This is a genomic window from Rhodococcus sp. JS3073 (genome assembly GCF_026810085.1).
Classification (GTDB): domain Bacteria; phylum Actinomycetota; class Actinomycetes; order Mycobacteriales; family Mycobacteriaceae; genus Rhodococcus_F; species Rhodococcus_F wratislaviensis.
This window is the reverse complement of sequence record NZ_CP113951.1, coordinates 7451826-7470000: the sequence shown is the minus strand read 5'-3', so window position 1 is coordinate 7470000 and position 18175 is coordinate 7451826. Positions and strand designations below refer to the sequence as shown.

Here is an 18175-nt window from a genome sequence, read left to right as displayed (position 1 = left end):
TTGCCCACGTCGCGCAGGAAGTCGATGGCCGACAGCTTGCCGGTCCAGTCCATGTTGTTCTCGATGATCGCGCCGCTCGGCGAGTCGTCGAAGTCGACGAAGCGTTCGAGCTGACCCCGGATCCGATCGGCCCAGTCGGCCACGGTGTCGGCGGAGTTCATCGTCCGCTCACCGACGTCGCGGGGGTCGCCGATCAGACCGGTCGCTCCGCCGGCCAGCACGATGGGGCGATTGCCCGCACGCTGGAATCGCTTCAGCGCGAGCAGGGGCACGAGATGGCCGGCGTGCAAACTCGGTCCGGTCGGATCGAAACCGGCATAGAGCGTGACCGGTCCGGCGTCGAGATCACGACGCAGCGCGTCCAGATCGGTTGATTGGGCAATGAGCCCGCGCCAGGTCAGTTCATCGATGATGTTCTCAGTCACGGGTTCGATCATCCCATCTGCTCGTCGGCGGACATCGCACGCGGGCTTCTCCGGTACGCGGACACGGCCGGCGACTCCGGAATCCAGAAGCGCCACGGCCGGTCGGCGGCCGTGCTGACACCGACGCGGGGGCCACTCACCCAGCCGTCCGACTCCGCGACCTCCAGTCGAACCGGCGAATCGGACTCGAACAGCGCCGCACCGTTCTCCGCGAGGGTCACGCCGGTCGCGGACCCCAGGTTGCCGGGACCGCGCGCCCACTCCGCGGGTCGCGCGACGTGGGGCCTGCGCGCCTGGACCGTCGCGCAACCGTCGAGCACTTCGCCCGCACGGAGAAGCACCCCGCCCGCGACTCCGACCGGCCCGTACGACACGTTCATGCAGAAGTGCATCCCGTAACTGCGGTAGACGTACAGGTGCCCGGCCGGTCCGAACATCACCTCGTTGCGCGGCGTCCTCCCCCGGTACGAGTGCGATGCCGGGTCGGGCCACGGGCCGTCCTTCTCCCCGCCGTACGCCTCCACTTCGACGATGCGGATGCGGACGTCTCCGACGACCAGCGTGGATCCGAGGACGATTCGCGCGGCGTCGACGGGTTCGGCCCGGTCAAGTCGATCGATGGTCACGTCCCGATTCTCCACAACCGTTGACGACGCCACCCCGGCGGTCGCATAATTCATCAAGCAATGAATTCACCCTGTGATGAATTGAGGCCCGCCATGACCGGCAGCCCGGCGATCGACATCCGAGATCTGCACGTGCGAAGAGGCAAGAACGAAGTGCTGCACGGCATCGACGTCGAGGTGCCGAGCGGTTCCATCACCGGCATCCTCGGACCCTCCGGTTGCGGAAAGACCACGCTGATGCGGTGCGTGGTCGGCACTCAGATCGTGGAATCGGGGACGGTCACGGTGCTGGGCTCCCCCGCAGGCTCGGTCTCGCTGCGGAGCCGCGTCGGATACGTCACCCAATCACCCAGCGTGTATGCCGACCTCACGGTCAAGAAGAACGTCGCCTACTTCGCCGCGCTCTACGGTCAGCCGTCGAACGCGGTCACCGAAGCCATCGACGCGGTGGGGCTGACCCGGTTCGCCACCCAGAAGGCGGCGGACCTGTCGGGAGGACAGCTCGGACGGGTCAGCCTCGCCTGCGCCCTGGTGGCGCGCCCCGAAATCCTCGTCCTCGACGAGCCGACCGTCGGCCTCGACCCACTCCTACGCGTCGAACTGTGGGAACGGTTCGACGCTCTCGCCGAGGCCGGTACCACCCTGCTGGTCTCGAGCCACGTCATGGACGAGGCCGAACATTGCGCTTCGCTGCTCCTCATGCGCGACGGTTACGTTCTCGCGCAGGTCTCCCCCGGCGAACTCCGGGAGCAGACCGGTGAGACGAGCCTCGAAGACGCCTTCCTGAACCTCATTCGCGCATCACATGTCGGGAGCGAGAACTGATGAACGTCACGATCTTCGCGGCCACTGCGGGCCGGATCCTCGCGCAACTGCGAACGGATCACCGCACTGTCGCCATGATTCTGGTGGTACCCAGCCTGCTGATGGTGCTGCTGTACTTCCTGTACCAGAACGTTCCGGCGCCCCCCGGTCAGCAGTCGCTGTTCGAGCGCGTCGCGATCACGATGCTCGGCATCCTTCCGTTCGTCGTGATGTTCCTCGTCACATCGATCGCGATGCAACGCGAACGCACGTCGGGAACGCTCGAACGCCTCCTCACGACCCCGCTGGGCAAACTCGACCTGCTCGGAGGGTACGCGGCGGCGTTCTCCACCGCCGCGGCTGCCCAGGCGGCGCTGGCCTGCGTCGTCTCGTTCGGATTCCTCGGCCTCACCACCGAGGGCAGCGTGACGTGGGTGCTGCTGATCGCCGTGCTGAACGCGATCCTCGGCGTCGCCCTCGGCCTACTGTGCAGCGCCTTCGCGCGGACCGAGTTCCAGGCGGTGCAGTTCATGCCGGTGGTCGTGGTTCCCCAGCTCTTCCTGTGCGGGCTCCTCGTTCCACGGGATCAGCTCCCCACGTGGCTCGAGTGGATCAGCAACGTCCTCCCGCTGAGCTATGCGGTAGACGCACTGCAGCAGGTCGCCACCCATCCCGGCGCGACGGGCGTCATGTGGCGAGACCTGGCCGTGGTCGCCGGCTTCGCGCTTCTCGCACTGTCGCTGGGCGCCGCGACCCTGAGGCGTCGCACACCATGACCGAGCCCGCGACACGCGCAGACGCCACCCCCGGGCTGCGCACGGGACGACGCCCGGGCAACCCGGACACACGGTCACGAATCCTGACGACTGCACGGAAGATGTTCGCACAGAACGGCTTCGACAAAACCAGCGTGCGCTCCGTGGCCACCGGGGCCGGCGTCGACTCCGCCCTGATCCACCACTACTTCGGAACCAAGCGTGAACTGTTCCTCGCCTCGGTCGACATTCCCGTGGATCCGACGCAGGTGATCGCGCCGGTGCTCGACATTCCGACGGGCGAGGTCGGCAGCCACCTCGCCCGGGCCGTCTTCTCCGTCTGGGAGTCGCCGCACAAGCCCGCCGTGGTCGCGGCGTTCCGGTCCGCGATGGCGGGGAACGAGCCCAATCTCATTCGCACGTTCCTCCTGGAGGTCGTGCTCCGAGACCTCGGACCACGCGTCGACGATCCGCCGGGAACCGGGATGCTGCGCATGCAGCTGGTGGCATCCCAGATGGCCGGGGTTCTGGTGACGCGGTACATCCTCGAATTCGAGCCGCTCGCGTCGCTGCCCGTCGACGACCTCGTCGCGATCGTCGGACCGACGTTGCAGCGCTACCTCACCGGCGCTCTGCCAGTGTGATCAGGCCTCGCCGGCAGCCCGCGCGAGCAGTGTCTCGTGCTCATCCGCGCCGACGTCCCGGGCCTCGTCGATGAGGAGGACGGGAATTCCGTTCTCGATGGGATACGCCCGCCGCAGGCGAGGGTTGTAGAGCAACTCGTCGCCGACCAACAGCAGAGGACCCTTGTCCTGCGGGCACGCGAGAATGCCGAGCAACGTCGGATCAATAACCACGGAAGTCCTCTCCAACCGTTCGGGTGAGCAGTGTCAGGTTACCGCGCACCGGCAGGCACCCCCGCCGAGCCGTTCTGAAACTCCGCGGCCACTGCCTTGGTCAGTCGCTTGTACTGCTGCGATTCCGGATCGACGTACCACACACGGGTTCCCGGCTTGGGCAGTCCGGCCGCGCTCAGCGCCTCGGCATTCGGACGGTACGAGGACCCCAGCGGGATGTCCTCCACTACCTGGATGATGTCGGGTCGCAGCGCGGGAGGAAGCGCCTCGAAGGCGTCGGAGATTTCCGCCAGCCTCGGCGCCCGCCCTTCGCGGAGGGTGAACGCGGCCACGGCCAGTGTCCGGCCTCCGACCTCCACCCCGTAGGCCACCGCGAGGTCGACGCGATCGACGGACACGAGCGCATCGACGATCGGCTGAGTGAACACGGCTCCCCTCGGAGTCGCGATGACGGTCTTCCTGTGGTCGACCAGCCAGTAATCCCCGTCGGCGTCGCGACGGAAGAGGTTCTCCGTCGGAATCCAGGCATCGCCCGCGGCGAAGATCCCCCGCATCGCGCCGCCGGACATCTCTGCGTGCACGCCCGCCCGGCCGAGGAGCAGACCGACCTCGTCGTCCTGACATTCCCGGATGAACCCCTGTTCGTCCTCGAGCAGCCGGCCGGCGATCGGGTCATAGGCCGCGAGCCGCACCTCGGCACTGCCCGGGAGGGGACGGCCCTTCGCCCCGACCTTCGCGCCTGCGACGTTCGCGAGTACGACGTCGCCCTCGGTGGACGCGTAGAACTCGAGGACCTTCGCCGGTGCGAACCGCTCCGTCGTGCGACGCCACAGCCCCTGCGGCATTCCGGATCCGATGAAGAGCCGGACGGGGTGACTGCCGTCGAGCGCGAGGTTCTCGGCGTCGAGAATCTCGCGCATCATCGTCCACGTGTAGCTCACCACGGTCACCCCGTAGCGGTGGACTTCCTCGGCGAACCGCTCGGGATCGACTCCGCGTGAGAGCGCGATCCGGGAGCCACCTGCCACGGCACCACCGATCGCGGCCAGCAGACTCGACGAATGATGCAGGGGTGCAAGGCAATACACGGTGTCGCCACGGTCCAGATCGGCGGCCGAGGCCGTTCCGAACGCCGACAGCGCCCACCGGTAGTTGGTAATCTGCTTCGTCTCCCAGTGGCCGTTGGACTCACTGCAAATGATGAATGCCAGTTCACGAGCGAGACCGGGATCAGGCCGGTACCAGCCCGGCAGTGTCACGGCGGCGGGGTCGATCTTCTCGAGGTCCACGACGTTCGCCGACGGATCCACGTCGAGTTCGCGCTGGTCGCCACCACCCAGAACCAGGACCTGCATCCCGGTCGCGATCGCCGCGTCGAGATTCTCCGGGTCGGTGACGATGCGTTCGACACCGTCGATGCGGATCGCGGTGTGGACCTCCCGGCCCGGGGGCAGCAAGACAGCCACCGCACCGAGACGGGACAACGCCGCGATGGCGGCGAGCGCACTCGGGCGCGTCTGCATCACGACGCCGACGTGGGCGGCGGGACGGACACCGGCCTGGATCAGGCCGCGCACCACGTTGTCGATCCGCTGATTGACCGCCGCGTAGGTGTGGACGCGATTGTCGAAGAGGAAGCACTCGCCGCCCGGCGCCTTTCGACCCTGTTCGGCCAGCAACCGGCTGAGCGAGATCTGGGTGTGGGGCTGGATCTGACCGAGCCGGGCCAGCCGCGGCAGCGCCCGCGTGGCCTCGCCGGACAGCTCCACCGTTCCCCGCAGCGCCCCCGAAGCGAAATCACTGATCCCTTTGCCGACCCCGACACCGACCTCGGCGACCGATGCCACGGTGTGAATGATGCGGTCGCTGATGGAGACTCCGGATTCGCTGCCGAAATGTTCGTCGTAGCGCATGAGCTCGATGTTGGTGGGCCGCGGCCCGAGACCCTCGTTCCACAGCACCCACTTCCCGGTCGTGGGCCATGTGTGGGTCGCCGCAGCTGAACCGACGACGAGACCGAAATGTCCTGCCCGCAAAGTTGATTCGTACACATTCGCCCGTGGGGCGGCCCGGCGGATGCCGCGGACGGCCAACGGCTGACCGATGTCGTCGACCTCCCCGACGAACGCGAGGATGGGGCAGGTCAACTCAGCGAGCGACACCACCTGGTCCTTGATCACGAACCCGCCGGTCATCATGCGGTTGTGCACGATGAACTGCTTGAGCAACTCCGCGACGGCCGGACCGGACCACGCCACCCAGCCCTCGGTCGCGAGGAATCGTCGCTGCTGTTCCCGCGGCAACAACGCTTCCCGGTCGTGCAGCTGACGCAGGAAGTCGAGCCTCGACTTCAGTGTCTTGACGGGATCGAGGAGCTGAAAACCGGTGCGCGCCATCCACCCCGACACCGCGAGCCGGTTGAAGACGTGGTCGGCGAGGAAGCCGGCGGCGTCGGTGGCGAATCCTGCCGGGATACCGAACGGCAGCCCGGCGAGCGTGTCGACCGGACTGCCGAACGTCACGAGGCCGGCGATGTTGCGACTGCGGCGGTACGCGGCAGCCTGGTAGGCGAACATACCGCCCTGCGAGTATCCGGACAGGTAGACGTCACGACCGGTGTGCGCCCGCACCTGGTCGATGATCTCGCTGATCGCGACGATGTGGTCGGCGAGATTCCGATCCCACCCGCCCTCTTCGGAATCCGGCGATCCGAAGTCGACAACCCACGGGTCGATTCCCATCGAGTGCAGGATGCCGACCGCACCCTGATCCCGGGTCACGTCGTACACGTCGGCCGACATCATCATCGGCGGGACCAGGACGATCGGGGGTCTTGCGTCGGCAGGGTCGGTGTCGGGGAAATACCGCCGGAGCCGGTACATCGGTGCGCGTTCGACCACCTCGAACGGCGATGTGGTGAGGTCCGTCTCGAGTCCGCCGAGACGAACTACCTCCAACCCGTTCTGCGCCGTCGCCACCACGCGACGGATCGGGCCCATCACCGTTTCGGTATTCAGTCCCACGAACACTCTCCCAGACTCTCGAACCGTGACGCACGTCTCGCTGCCGCCCGCCCTCACCCTACTGCGCTCGACGCGTCACACAGCCCCTAATCCGGGGCGTCCGACGCCGGCGTCATCGACACCACTCACGCAGCGACTCGGACAGCTGACGGACCCCGCCCAACTGTTCGGCCACACGGATACCGGCCGTACCGCCGCGGGCGTTACGCGAGGCGATCGAGCCCTCGACGGTGAGCACCTCCCGCACGTCCGGAGTGAGCGCCGCGTCGACCCCGGCGAGTTCGTCGTCGGTGAGATCCTCGAGTCCGACGCCCCGCGCCTCGGCAACGCGGACGCACGCCCCCGCCGCCTCGTGCGCGACCCGGAACGGGACACCCTGACGAACGAGCCACTCGGCGATGTCGGTGGCCAGCGTGAATCCCGCCGGCGCCAGTTCCGCCATTCGGTCCGTGTGGAATTCGAGAGTGGCCACCAGTCCGGTGATCGCGGGGAGCAGCAACTCGAGCTGCGCGACCGAATCGAAGACCGGCTCCTTGTCCTCCTGCAGATCACGGTTGTACGCGAGCGGCTGCGCCTTCAGGGTGGCCAGCAGGCCGGTCAGGTTGCCGATCAGCCGACCGGACTTGCCGCGGGTGAGCTCGGACACGTCCGGGTTCTTCTTCTGCGGCATGATCGACGAGCCGGTCGACCAGGCGTCGGCAAGCGTGATGTAGCCGAATTCCGGAGTGCTCCAGAGAATGACCTCCTCGGCCATCCGCGACAGGTCGACGCCGATCATCGCGAGCACGAACGCCGCCTCGGCCGCGAAATCCCGCGACGACGTGGCGTCGATGGAGTTCTCGGCGGACGAATCGAAGGCGAGTTCCGCGGCGATCGCCTCGGGATCGAGTCCGAGTGACGAGCCGGCCAGCGCTCCGGAACCGTACGGCGACACGGCCGCCCGCACGTCGAAGTCCCGCAGCCGCTGAACGTCACGAAGCAACGGGTGCGTATGTGCCAGCAGATGGTGCGCGAGCAGCACCGGCTGCGCGGCCTGCAGGTGGGTCTTGCCCGGCATCACCGCGGAGGGGTGCGCGGCGGCCTGCGTCGCGAGGGCGTCGACGATGTCGAGCACACCCGCGGCCACCCGGCGGACGGCGTCCCGCAGCCACATCCGGAACAGCGTCGCCACCTGATCGTTGCGCGAACGCCCGGCGCGCAGGCGCCCCCCGACCTCGGGACCGACCCGATCGATCAGACCGCGCTCGAGCGCCCCGTGCACGTCCTCGTCGGATTCGCTCGGGACGAACTCGCCGCTCGCGACGTCGGCCGCGAGCCTGCCGAGACCGTCGAGCATCGCCGCCAGGTCTTCGTCACCGAGCAGGCCCGCCTTGTGCAGCACCCGGGCGTGCGCCTGGGACGCGCGCACGTCGTACGGGGCGAGCACCCAGTCGAAGTGGGTGGACTTGCTCAGCGCCGCCATGGCGGCGGCCGGTCCGGACTCGAACCGGCCGCCCCAGAGGGCTCCTTCGTTGGTGCCGTGAGCACTCATACCTAGAGACCCAGATCGCGCTTCGCCGCGACCTTCGAGGACAGTCCGTGGATCTGCACGAACCCCTTGGCGTAGGACTGGTCGAACGTGTCGCCCTCGTCGTAGGTGGCCAGGTTGAAGTCGTACAGGGACTGGTTGCTGCGGCGGCCGTTGACGATGATCGCACCGCCGTGCAGCACCAGCCGGATGTCGCCGGAGACGCGTTCCTGCGTCTTCTCGATGAACGTGTCCAACGCGACCTTGAGCGGCGAGAACCAGAGGCCGTCGTACACCAGCTCACTCCAGCGCTGCTCGGTCTGCCGCTTGTAGCGGCCGAGTTCGCGTTCCTGCGTGACGTGCTCGAGTTCCTGGTGGGCGTTGATGAGCACCATGGCTCCGGGAGCCTCGTAGATCTCACGGCTCTTGATGCCGACGAGACGGTCCTCGACGACGTCGAGGCGGCCGACGCCCTGAGCGCCGGCGCGGCGGTTGAGCTCCTGGATCGCTTCGAGGACGCTGACCGGCTTGCCGTCGATCGCGACGGGGCGGCCGGCCTCGAAGCTGATGATCAGCTCGTCGGGGGCCTGCCAGTTGACGGTCGGATCCTGCGTGTAGTCGTAGACGTCCTTGGTCGGCGCGTTCCACAGGTCCTCGAGGAACCCGGTCTCGACGGCGCGGCCCCACACGTTCTGGTCGATCGAGAACGGCGACTTCTTGGAGACGTTGATCGGGATCTCGTTCTCCTCGGCGAACGCGATCGCCTTCTCACGGGTCCACGCGTAGTCGCGGACCGGTGCGATCACGTCGAGGTCGGGAGCGAGCGATCCGAAGCCGACCTCGAACCGGACCTGGTCGTTGCCCTTGCCGGTGCAGCCGTGCGCGACCGTGGTGCCGCCGTGGGCACGCGCGGCCTCGACGAGGTGCTTGACGATCAGCGGGCGGCTGATGGCCGACACGAGCGGGTAGCGGTCCATGTAGAGGGCGTTGGCCTGAATGGTCGGCAGGCAGTATTCGTCGGCGAACTCGTCGCGCGCATCCACCACGACCGACTCGACCGCACCGCAGTCGAGTGCACGCTGACGCACGACCTCCATGTCCTCGCCGCCCTGGCCGAGATCGATGGCGACAGCAACAACTTCCTTGCCCGTCTCCTTGCCGATCCAGCTGATGGCGACTGAGGTGTCCAGCCCGCCCGAGTAGGCGAGTACGACGCGATCGGCCATGGTCCTTGTGCTCCTTAGGTTGAAGATCTGTAGAGATGATTCAGTTGTCAGGCGAGGGATTCGATCTTGGCCGCGAGTTCCGCCCCGCTCAACGGCTCCCGTGCCACCACGAGAATGGTGTCATCCCCCGCGATGGTTCCCACGACGTCAGGTAATGATGCCCGATCGAGTGCACTCGCCAGATAGTGCGCTGCCCCCGGGGGAGTTCGCAGCACCGCCATGTTGCCACTGGCATCGGTCGACACCAGTAACTCCCCCAGCAACCGCGACAGCCGGTCGGTTCCGCCGGAGACGCCGCGGACGGGATTTCCGTCCTCGGGCACCACGTACACCCCGGCGCCGCCGTCTGCGGCGCGAAGCTTCACGGCACCCAGTTCCTCGAGGTCTCGCGACAGCGTCGCCTGGGTGGCGTCGATGCCCTCCGCCGCGAGCAGCGCCGCGAGTTCGGTCTGGCTGCGAACCGGGTTGTTCGACAGGATCGCGACGATGCGCGCCTGGCGTCCCGCCCGTGTCGGTGCCGTCGCCGCGTTGGCGGCGCGCTGCGGCGGTGCCGCACCCGCACCTGCACGCTGCGGAGGGGCCGCACTCACGGACGGTCCCCGGTTCGCTGCGCGAGCAGCCACACGAGCAGTGCCTTCTGCGCGTGCAGCCGATTCTCGGCCTCGTCCCAGACGACGCTCTGCGGTCCGTCGAGGACCTCGTCGGTGATCTCCTCCCCGCGGTGGGCGGGCAGGCAGTGCAGGACCACCGCGTCGGCGTCGGCCTTCGCGAGCAGCGCCTCGTTGATCTGGAAGGGGCGGAACGGACCGACCCGGTCGAGCCCGTCGTTCTCCTGGCCCATCGACGTCCAGGTGTCGGTGACGAGTGCGTCCGCGCCGACGACCGCTGCCTGCGGGTCACCGGAGAGGGTGATGGTCGCGCCGGTCTCGGCGGCCCGCGCCCGCGCCGCCTCGACCACCCACGGCAGGGGTGCGAACCCCTCGGGGCTGGCAATGGTCACGTCGACGCCTGCGGTCACACCGCCCAGCATCAGCGAGTGCGCCATGTTGTTGGCGCCGTCGCCGAGGTAGGTGAGCTTCAGTCCTTTCAGCGAACCCTTGCGCTCCGCGAGGGTCTGCAGGTCGGCGAGGACCTGGCACGGGTGGAACTCGTCGGACAGCGCGTTGACGATCGGGACGTCGGCACCCGACGCCATCGCCTCGAGCCGCTTCTGCCCGAACGTGCGCCACACCACGGCGTCGACGTACCGCGACAGGACGCGGCCCGTGTCCTGCAGCGTCTCCTCGCGGCCGAGCTGGGTGCTGCGCCCGTCGACGACGATCGCGTGACCGCCGAGTTGCGCGATGCCCATCTCGAACGAGAACCGGGTACGCGTCGAATTCTTCTCGAAGATCACGCCGACCCCGCGGGGACCTTCGAGCGGGCGCTCGGCGAACGGGGCCTTCTTCAGCCTGGCGGCGAGCTCGAGGACCTCGGCCTGCTGCGCAGGGGTGAGGTCGTCGTCCCGGAGAAAGTGTTTCACCACGGTCGTCACTGCTTTCCCGGCTGAGAAGCCGATTGCGCGTCGTCGAGAATCGCGGGCAGCGCCGCGACGAATCCTTCGGCCTGATCGTCCGTGAGGACCAGGGGCGGAGCCAGCCGGACGACACCCGGCTGCGCGGCGTTGATCAGGTATCCGGCCTCGCGCGCGGAGTTCTCCACGGCGGCGGCCACGTCCTGGGTCAGGACGATGCCGAGCAGCAGTCCGGCGCCGCGGACGTGGTCGATCAACGGATGTCCGAGACCTTCGATGCCGGCGGAGAGCGACTTGCCGAGCGTGTCGGCGCGGGAGATGAGGTCGTCCTCGGCGATCGTCCGCAGCACGGCGAGCGCCGCCGATGCGCAGACGGGGTTCCCCCCGAACGTCGTGCCGTGCTTGCCCGGCCCGAACAGGTCCGCGGCCGCGCCGGTCGCGATGCACGCGCCGATCGGCATCCCGCCACCGAGACCCTTCGCGAGGGTCATGACATCGGGCACGATCCCGACCGCCTGGTGTGCGTAGAACCATCCCGTGCGGCCGATCCCGGTCTGCACTTCGTCGAGCACGAGCAGGGCGCCGCGATCGGCGGTGATCTGCCGTGCGCCCGCGAGGTACCCCTCCGGCGGGACGACGACTCCGCCCTCGCCCATCATCGGCTCCAGGAACACGGCCGCGGTGTCGGCGTCGACGGCGCGATCGAGTGCGTCGAGATCGCCGTACGGCACGTGCACGACACCCGGAGGCATCGGCTCGAACGGCGCCCGCTTGGCGGCCTGCCCGGTGAGCGCGAGAGCACCCATCGTCCGGCCGTGGAAGGAGTTCTCGGCGGCGATGATCTTCGATCGTCCGGTGGCCCGCGCGAGCTTGAACGCCGCCTCGTTGGCCTCCGTCCCGGAATTACACAGGAAGACACGCCCGGGGGCGCCCAGGTGGGAGAGCAGCTTCTCGGCCAGTTCGATCGCCGGCTCGCTGGCGTACAGGTTCGACACGTGCCCGAGGGTCGACAGCTGCGTCGTGACGGCCTCGATGATCGCCGGGTGTGCGTGCCCGAGGATGTTGACGGCGATGCCGGCGAGGAAATCGACGTACTCCTTGCCGTCGGCGTCGGTCAGCACCGCTCCCTGACCGCGCGTGAGTGCCACCCGGGGGACGCCGTACGTGTTCATCAGAGCGCCGGACCAGCGCTGCTGGAGTTCCGGGGTTCCGGTCATGAGGCAACTCCCTCGGTAGGTGACGTCGGGCCGGGCGTGACCATCGTGCCGATGCCCTCGCCGGTGAACAGTTCGAGCAGAACGGAATGCGCGACGCGGCCGTCGATGACGTGCGCGGTGGGCACACCACCGCGGACCGCGCGCAGGCAGGCCTCCATCTTGGGCACCATGCCGGCGTCGAGGCTGGGCAGCAGTTGCGCGAGCGCGTCCACGTCGATCTCGGTGGCCAGCGAATCGCGGTCCGGCCAGTTCGTGTACAGCCCTTCGACATCCGTGAGGACCACGAGCTTCTCGGCGCCGATGGCCTCGGCGAGTGCGGCGGCAGCAGTGTCCGCGTTGATGTTGTGCACCACACCGTCCGCGTCGGGGGCGATGGTGGACACCACGGGAATCCGGCCCGCTCGGATGAGATCCAGGACGGCCTCCGGGTTCACCGTCGTGACGTCGCCGACGAGGCCGATGTCGGTCGGCCTGCCCTCGACCATCACGGTGCGCTTGGTGGCGGTGAACAGGTGCGCGTCCTCGCCGGAGATGCCGACGGCGTACGGGCCGTGCGCGTTGATCAGTCCGACCAGTTCGCGGCCGACCTGGCCGAACAACACCATCCGGACGACGTCCATCACCTCGGGGGTGGTGACGCGGAATCCTCCCTTGAATTCACCTGTCATGCCGAGCTTTCCGAGCATGGCATTGATCTGGGGGCCGCCGCCGTGCACGACGACCGGCTGGATTCCGACCGTCCGCAGGAACGCCATGTCGGCGGCGAATGCCGTCTTCAGCGCGTCGTCGACCATGGCGTTGCCGCCGTACTTCACGACGACGACCTTGTCGCGGAACTGCTGCAGCCACGGCAGCGCCTCCGCCAGGACGTGGGCCTTCTGGTGATCGGTGATGCCGCTGAGGGCTTCGCTGGTCGCTGTCATGACGAGTACGCCGAGTTCTCTTCGACGTACGCGTGTGAGAGGTCGGTGGTGCGGATGCTCACCGCGTGCTCGCCCAGACCGAGGTCGATGTCGAGGGCGATGTCGATGTCGCTCAGGTCCACGTCCCGCGCACCCGGTGCGCCGACGCCGTCGATGCAGACGGGGGCGCCGTTGAACGACACCGAGATCTTGTCGGGGTCCAGTTCGATCGGCGCGATGCCGATCGCCGCGAGCACCCGGCCCCAGTTGGGGTCGGAGCCGAACAGCGCCGTCTTGACCAGGCTGTCCCGCGCCACCGTCCGGGCGCCGATCAGGGCGTCGTCCTCACTGACCGCGCCGCGGACCGTGACCCGCACCCGCTTGGTGACGCCCTCCGCGTCGGCCATCATCTGATCTGCCAGATCGTCGCAGACGGCCGTCACCGCGGCGTTCAGCTCTTCCTGGGTCGGTGTCACGTTGCTCGCACCGGACGCCAGCAGCAGCACAGTGTCGTTGGTCGACGTGGCACCGTCGACGTCCAGCCGATCGAACGTCACCCGGGTGGCCGCCCGCAGCGCGGCGTCGAGTTGCGCGGCGGTCGCGACGGCGTCGGTCGTCACCACGCACAGCATCGTCGCCAGCGCGGGGGCCAGCATGCCTGCGCCCTTCGCCATCCCGCCCACGTTCCACTTGTCCGCATGATGCAGGGCGGCCTGCTTCGGCACCGTGTCGGTGGTCATGATGGCGTACGCGGCGTCGGTGCCACCCGAGATTCCCCCGGCGAGTTCGTGCACGGCCTCCGTGACCCCGGCCAGGACCTTGTCCATGGGCAGGCGGTCGCCGATCAGACCGGTGGAACACACCGCGACCTCGACGGCGCCGGTCTCGGTTCCCCAGTTGCTCAGCGCGGACGCCACTTCCTCGGCCGTCTTGTGCGCGTCCTGGAACCCGCCCGCACCCGTGCACGCGTTGGCCCCACCGGAATTGAGCACGACGGCGCGCAGCCTGCCCGTGGTGAGCACCTGCTGCGACCACAGCACCGGGGCGGCCTTGACCTTGTTCGCGGTGAAGACTCCCGCGGCTGCGAGTTCGGGTCCCTCGTTGACGACGAGAGCCAGGTCGGCGTTGCCGCTCGCCTTGATACCCGCCTTGATCCCGGATGCGCGGAAGCCCGCTGGGCCCGAGACTCCCTGGGTTCGGACCAGGGCGCCGCCGGCGACCTCCCGGGTCGGGTGCGGATCGATCGTGCTGTCACTGCTCACGGGGCAACTCCCACTGTCGAGAGACCGGCGGTCTCGGGTAGTCCAAGCGCAAGATTCATCGATTGCACGGCTCCCCCGGCGGTGCCCTTCGCAAGGTTGTCGATCACCGCGACCACGACGATCTGACCGGCGTCGGCGTCGACCGTCACCGCGATCTGGACGGCGTTCGATCCGACGACCGCACCGGTCTGCGGCAGCACGCCCTGGGGCAGCACGTGCACGAACGGTTCGTCCGCGTAAGCCTTTTCGTAGATCGCGCGCACCTCGTCCTCGGACGCCGTGGTGGCCGCGGTGCACGTGGCGAGGATGCCGCGCGGCATCGGCGCCAGCACGGGGGTAAACGACACGGTGACACGCTCACCGGCGAGTTCGGAGAGGTTCTGGATGATCTCCGGGGTGTGGCGGTGCACGCCGCCGACACCGTAGGCACGGACCGAACCCATTACCTCGGAGCCGAGCAGATCGGCCTTGGGTGCGCGTCCCGCGCCGGAGGCACCGGTGACGGCGACGATCGTGACCCGCGGTTCGACGACACCCGCGGCGACCGCCGGGGCCATCGCCAGGCTCGACACCGTCGGGAAGCACCCGGGGACGGCGATGCGTGTGGCGCCGGCCAGCTTCTCGCGGGCACCCGGGAGTTCCGGAAGTCCGTAGGGCCAGCTACCCGCGTGCGGGCTCTTGTAGTACCGCTCCCAGTCCTCGGCGTTCGTCAGCCGGAAGTCGGCGCCGCAGTCGATGATGACCGTGGACTCGGGCAGCGCCTTCGCGTACTGCGCCGAATTGCCGTGCGGCAGACCGAGAAACACCACGTCGTGTCCGGCGAGCGTCTCGACGGTGGTGTCCTCGAGCACTCTGTCTGCGAGGGGAAGCAGGTGCGGATGGTGCGAGCCCAGAGTCGATCCGGCGTTGCCGCCTGCTGTGAGCGCGCCGATGACGAGCGAACCGTCCGCATACGACGGGTGCCCCAGCAGCAGACGCAGCACTTCGCCACCGGCGTATCCGCTCGCGCCGGCGACGGCAATCCTGATCGGTTTTCCCGCGTGCTCAGTCATACGATTGATTATGCATCATCATGCAAGCTAATACACACCGCGGTCTCTCGGCGGGACGGAAACCGTGGTCACTGCTTGCCGAGCGACCGCCGAATCTCGTCGAGTTTGGCCTTTCCCGCCTTCTCCCGCTTCTCCCACGCCTCGTCGAGCGACTGCCCCGAGGGGCTGTCGTGCGCGAGTTCGGAGGAGCCAATCGCCGTCCCGAACCGTCCCTCGATCCGCTCACGTACGCGGTCGAACGTCGGGACACCCCCCGGCGTGTAGTCCGGCTCGGGCACCCCGGGCGCGATGTGGGACACAACCTCCGCGGTCACCGGATCCTCGGCCGGGATCGCCGCCCCCACGTCCACCGCCGCGAGCAACGCCCCGAGGCCCGGTCGACCCGCGGCCACCGCACGCACCACCTCGAGGAACTCGGCGTCGGTCAACTGACTCGCCGCCGCCACGACGTCGCGCACTTCGGTCATCGCACCGCTCCTCACCGTCCCGGGCCCTCCACCCAGGCTACGGCTCAGCTGCGCAGTTCGGCACCCACGGCAGCGGACGCCGCGGCCACGGCGGCGTCGCGGGCGGCGCTTGCCTCGTCCTCGGTCAGGGTGCGGTCGACGCCTCGGAATCGCAGCGCGAACGCCAGCGACTTCCGGCCCTCCCCGACCTGCTCACCTTCGAACACGTCGAACAGCCGGATGTCCTCGAGGAGCTCCCCTCCACCCGACCGCAGGGCGGCCTGGACCTCGGCGGCGGGTACCGCGGTGTCGACCACGACCGCCACGTCCTGGAGGACCGCGGGGAAGGGCGAGACCTTCGGCGCGGGCAGGTTCTCCACCAGCGGCAGGGCGTCCAGATCGATCTCGACGGCACTCGTCCGCGGGGGAAGCCCGGCGCGCTCGAGCACGGCGGGATGCAACTCGCCCGCATGTCCGACGACGACACCGTCGACGATCAGCTCCGCGCCGCGCCCCGGGTGCCACGGCAGGTACTGCGTCGCGCGGAATTCGACCTCGACCCCGGCCGCGGCAGCGACCGTCCGGGCGGCGGCGAACGCGTCGGTGGCGTCCGCTGCGCGGCCCGAACCCCACGGACCGCTCGGCTCACGCTGCCCCGTGAGGACCGCCGCCACGTGCACCGGCTGGTCCGGCAACGACTGGAGCAGTGCCGTGATCTGTTCGTCGGTCGGGCGCCGGTCCACCGGGAGCGCCTCGACCGGCTTGGTGTCGGCGCCGGGCAACACGACCTGCGCGATACCGAACAGCGACAGGTCGCGCTGACCGCGGGAGACGTTGCGGGCGAGGACCTCGAGAAGTCCGGGCAGCAACGTGGTGGCCAGTTCCGGCCGATCCGATTCGAGCGGGTTGAGCACCGTGCTGGTGTTCCTGCGCGGATCCTCGGGTCCGAGCCCCCACGTGTCGAAGATCGCGGTGGGCAGGAAGACGGGGGGAAGGATCTCGACGTATCCCGAGAACGCCAGTGCACGGCCGACGGCGCGTTTGCGGCGCTGCGCAGGAGTCAGCCCACGACCCGCGGGGGCTGCGGGCAGCACCGACGGAATCTTCTCGAGCCCCTCGAGGCGCAGCACCTCCTCCACCAGGTCGGCGGGCTGCACCAGGTCGGGCCGCCACGACGGCGGGCCGGCAACGAGCTGGCCGTGGCCGCTGTCGCTGACCCCGACCTCGACGTTGCAGCCGATCTGCGTCAGCCGGCGCGCAGCGGTGCCGTTGGGGTAGTCGACCCCCGCCACGCGGTCGGGGAGGTCGATGTCCATGTGGATGGGCTCGTGCGGGGTGACCTCACCGATGTCGGTGAGCGCCGGCTCGACCCGCCCGCCGGCGATGTCGACGAGCAGCGCGGCCGCCCGGTCCAGTGCCGCGACCGGGATCTCGGGGTCGACCACGCGCTCGAAACGCTTGCCGGCCTCGCTCGACAGCTTGTGCCTGCGCGCGGTCTTGAACACCGCAAGCGGATCCCATGTGGCCGCCTCGAGCAGGATGTCGGTGGTTTCCGACCCGACCTCGGTGGACGCGCCACCCATGATCCCGGCCAGCGACACGACGCCCGAATCGTCGGCGATCACGACGTCCTCGGGGTCGAGGACGCGCTCGGTCTCGTCGAGCGTCGTCAGCTTCTCCCCCGCCACCGCGCGGCGCACGACGAGTTCGCCGCTGATCTTCGCGGCATCGAACGCGTGCAGCGGCTGGCCCAGTTCGAGCAGAACGTAATTGGTGACGTCGACGGCCGGCGAGATCGGGCGGACCCCCGACAGCAGCAACCGGCGCTGCAGCCACCACGGGCTGACCGCTTTCGGATCGATACCCGTCACCCGGCGAGCGGCGAATCGCGTCGCCTTGGATTCCGGTTCGACGCGGATCGGCCACGCCTCCCCCTCCGCCGGGTACGGCGCCACCGACGCCGGGTCGGCGAAGTCGAGGTCGAACCCGCACGCCAGTTCACGGGTGAGCCCGCGGACGGAGAAGCAGTAGCCGCGGTCCGGGGTGATGTTGAGTTCGATGACGGTGTCGTGCAGGCCCATCAACTCGTTGGCGTCCGCGCCGGGGAGCGCGGTGCCCGGCTCGAGGACGAGGATGCCCGAGTGGTCCTTGCCGATGCCGAGTTCGGCCACCGAGCAGATCATCCCGTCGGAGACCTGCCCGTACGTCTTGCGGGACGCGATGGCGAAACCACCGGGAAGGACTGCGCCGGGGAGTGCGACCACCACGAGGTCGCCTTCGGCGAAGTTCCGGGCGCCGCACACGATGCCCTGCGGCTCCGCCGCCCCCACATCCACCTTGCAGAAGCGGATCGGCTTCTTGAACTCGGTGAGCTCGGTGATCTCGAGAACCTTGCCGACCACGAGGGGGCCGTCGACGGGCTCGAGCCGGTCGACTTCCTCGACCTCGAGCCCGACCCGGACGAAACCTGCGTCGAGTTCCTCGGCGGTGACGTCCCAGTCCGGGGTGGCACGCTGCAGGATCTCGGTCAGCCAGGATTGCGCTACTCGCACGTCTGCTC

At 68.8% G+C, this 18175-nt stretch carries 17 protein-coding genes (1 of these 17 running past the window's edge); 3 read left to right on the top strand and 14 right to left on the bottom strand.

The genetic code is table 11. The features are described 5' to 3' along the window. Both tyrS and OYT95_RS34135 read right to left on the bottom strand, forming a co-directional pair. Positions 1-425: the start of a tyrosine--tRNA ligase gene (gene tyrS, locus OYT95_RS34140; RefSeq protein ID WP_268790148.1), read on the bottom strand. It extends 853 nt beyond the left edge of the window; the window shows 425 of its 1278 coding nt (coding positions 1-425); its start codon is at positions 423-425; its stop codon lies off the left edge, out of view. Between the two features lie 8 nt (positions 426-433). Then, complete coding sequence (locus tag OYT95_RS34135; RefSeq protein ID WP_037237314.1) at positions 434-1105, bottom strand: DNA-3-methyladenine glycosylase; 672 nt, start codon at positions 1103-1105, stop codon at positions 434-436. A 39-nt stretch (positions 1106-1144) separates the two neighbouring features. Between OYT95_RS34135 and OYT95_RS34130 the strand changes: the two genes are divergently transcribed. The 3 genes from OYT95_RS34130 to OYT95_RS34120 are packed head-to-tail and all read left to right on the top strand — an operon-like array spanning position 1145 to position 3254. Beyond that, a complete protein-coding gene (locus tag OYT95_RS34130) occupies positions 1145-1876 on the top strand; it encodes an ABC transporter ATP-binding protein (protein ID WP_268790147.1) in 732 nt (243 codons plus the stop codon). Continuing rightward, positions 1876-2631, top strand: coding sequence for an ABC transporter permease (locus tag OYT95_RS34125; RefSeq protein WP_268790146.1), 756 nt, complete (start codon positions 1876-1878; stop codon positions 2629-2631). Before OYT95_RS34130 ends, OYT95_RS34125 begins: the two co-directional genes overlap by 1 nt. Beyond that, on the top strand, positions 2628-3254 hold the full coding sequence (locus OYT95_RS34120) for a TetR/AcrR family transcriptional regulator (RefSeq protein ID WP_037237323.1): 627 nt from the start codon (positions 2628-2630) through the stop codon (positions 3252-3254). The genes OYT95_RS34125 and OYT95_RS34120 overlap by 4 nt, the downstream gene beginning before the upstream one ends. Here OYT95_RS34120 and OYT95_RS34115 read toward each other — a convergent pair whose 3' ends face one another. From OYT95_RS34115 to pheT, 12 genes are all read right to left on the bottom strand, one after another. Continuing rightward, on the bottom strand, positions 3255-3467 hold the full coding sequence (locus OYT95_RS34115; protein ID WP_005247353.1) for a Trm112 family protein: 213 nt from the start codon (positions 3465-3467) through the stop codon (positions 3255-3257). 38 nt (positions 3468-3505) lie between these two features. Continuing rightward, on the bottom strand, positions 3506-6466 hold the full coding sequence (locus tag OYT95_RS34110; protein WP_037237502.1) for an acyl-CoA synthetase: 2961 nt from the start codon (positions 6464-6466) through the stop codon (positions 3506-3508). A gap of 136 nt (positions 6467-6602) precedes the next feature. Next, on the bottom strand, positions 6603-8021 hold the full coding sequence (gene argH, locus OYT95_RS34105; RefSeq protein WP_037237325.1) for an argininosuccinate lyase: 1419 nt from the start codon (positions 8019-8021) through the stop codon (positions 6603-6605). A gap of 2 nt (positions 8022-8023) precedes the next feature. Continuing rightward, complete coding sequence (locus OYT95_RS34100) at positions 8024-9223, bottom strand: argininosuccinate synthase (protein WP_005247359.1); 1200 nt, start codon at positions 9221-9223, stop codon at positions 8024-8026. 47 nt (positions 9224-9270) lie between these two features. After that, entirely contained in the window at positions 9271-9813 is a 543-nt protein-coding gene (locus OYT95_RS34095; RefSeq protein WP_037237329.1) for an arginine repressor, read from the bottom strand. Then, a complete protein-coding gene (gene argF, locus OYT95_RS34090) occupies positions 9810-10757 on the bottom strand; it encodes an ornithine carbamoyltransferase (RefSeq protein WP_112300733.1) in 948 nt (315 codons plus the stop codon). Before argF ends, OYT95_RS34095 begins: the two co-directional genes overlap by 4 nt. Continuing rightward, positions 10754-11953: an acetylornithine transaminase gene (locus OYT95_RS34085; RefSeq protein ID WP_037237339.1), complete on the bottom strand. Its 1200-nt coding sequence runs from the start codon at positions 11951-11953 to the stop codon at positions 10754-10756. The genes argF and OYT95_RS34085 overlap by 4 nt, the downstream gene beginning before the upstream one ends. Then, the gene (gene argB / locus OYT95_RS34080; protein WP_037237341.1) at positions 11950-12876 is read right to left on the bottom strand and encodes an acetylglutamate kinase; all 927 of its coding nucleotides are present in this window, start codon (positions 12874-12876) and stop codon (positions 11950-11952) included. Before argB ends, OYT95_RS34085 begins: the two co-directional genes overlap by 4 nt. Then, positions 12873-14117: a bifunctional glutamate N-acetyltransferase/amino-acid acetyltransferase ArgJ gene (gene argJ, locus OYT95_RS34075; RefSeq protein ID WP_052033461.1), complete on the bottom strand. Its 1245-nt coding sequence runs from the start codon at positions 14115-14117 to the stop codon at positions 12873-12875. The genes argB and argJ overlap by 4 nt, the downstream gene beginning before the upstream one ends. After that, positions 14114-15169 carry an N-acetyl-gamma-glutamyl-phosphate reductase gene (argC, locus tag OYT95_RS34070; protein WP_037237343.1) on the bottom strand — a complete coding sequence of 352 codons (1056 nt, stop codon included), beginning with the start codon at positions 15167-15169 and terminating at the stop codon, positions 14114-14116. The genes argJ and argC overlap by 4 nt, the downstream gene beginning before the upstream one ends. A gap of 68 nt (positions 15170-15237) precedes the next feature. Next, entirely contained in the window at positions 15238-15636 is a 399-nt protein-coding gene (locus OYT95_RS34065; RefSeq protein ID WP_037237345.1) for a hypothetical protein, read from the bottom strand. 44 nt (positions 15637-15680) lie between these two features. After that, the gene (gene pheT / locus OYT95_RS34060) at positions 15681-18167 is read right to left on the bottom strand and encodes a phenylalanine--tRNA ligase subunit beta (protein ID WP_268790145.1); all 2487 of its coding nucleotides are present in this window, start codon (positions 18165-18167) and stop codon (positions 15681-15683) included. Between the last annotated feature and the right edge of the window lie 8 nt (positions 18168-18175).

Excerpts from the sequence above, each read along its gene's own strand:
- OYT95_RS34065 (WP_037237345.1), bottom strand. The coding sequence starts at position 15,636 with ATGACCGAAGTGCGCGACGTCGTGGCGGCGGCGAGTCAGTTGACCGAC.
- OYT95_RS34120 (WP_037237323.1), top strand. The coding sequence starts at position 2,628 with ATGACCGAGCCCGCGACACGCGCAGACGCCACCCCCGGGCTGCGCACG.
- OYT95_RS34130 (WP_268790147.1), top strand. The coding sequence starts at position 1,145 with ATGACCGGCAGCCCGGCGATCGACATCCGAGATCTGCACGTGCGAAGA.
- OYT95_RS34125 (WP_268790146.1), top strand. The coding sequence starts at position 1,876 with ATGAACGTCACGATCTTCGCGGCCACTGCGGGCCGGATCCTCGCGCAA.
- OYT95_RS34110 (WP_037237502.1), bottom strand. The coding sequence starts at position 6,466 with ATGGGCCCGATCCGTCGCGTGGTGGCGACGGCGCAGAACGGGTTGGAG.
- argB (WP_037237341.1), bottom strand. The coding sequence starts at position 12,876 with ATGACAGCGACCAGCGAAGCCCTCAGCGGCATCACCGATCACCAGAAG.
- argC (WP_037237343.1), bottom strand. The coding sequence starts at position 15,169 with ATGACTGAGCACGCGGGAAAACCGATCAGGATTGCCGTCGCCGGCGCG.
- argH (WP_037237325.1), bottom strand. The coding sequence starts at position 8,021 with ATGAGTGCTCACGGCACCAACGAAGGAGCCCTCTGGGGCGGCCGGTTC.
- OYT95_RS34085 (WP_037237339.1), bottom strand. The coding sequence starts at position 11,953 with ATGACCGGAACCCCGGAACTCCAGCAGCGCTGGTCCGGCGCTCTGATG.
- OYT95_RS34135 (WP_037237314.1), bottom strand. The coding sequence starts at position 1,105 with ATGAATTATGCGACCGCCGGGGTGGCGTCGTCAACGGTTGTGGAGAAT.
- OYT95_RS34100 (WP_005247359.1), bottom strand. The coding sequence starts at position 9,223 with ATGGCCGATCGCGTCGTACTCGCCTACTCGGGCGGGCTGGACACCTCA.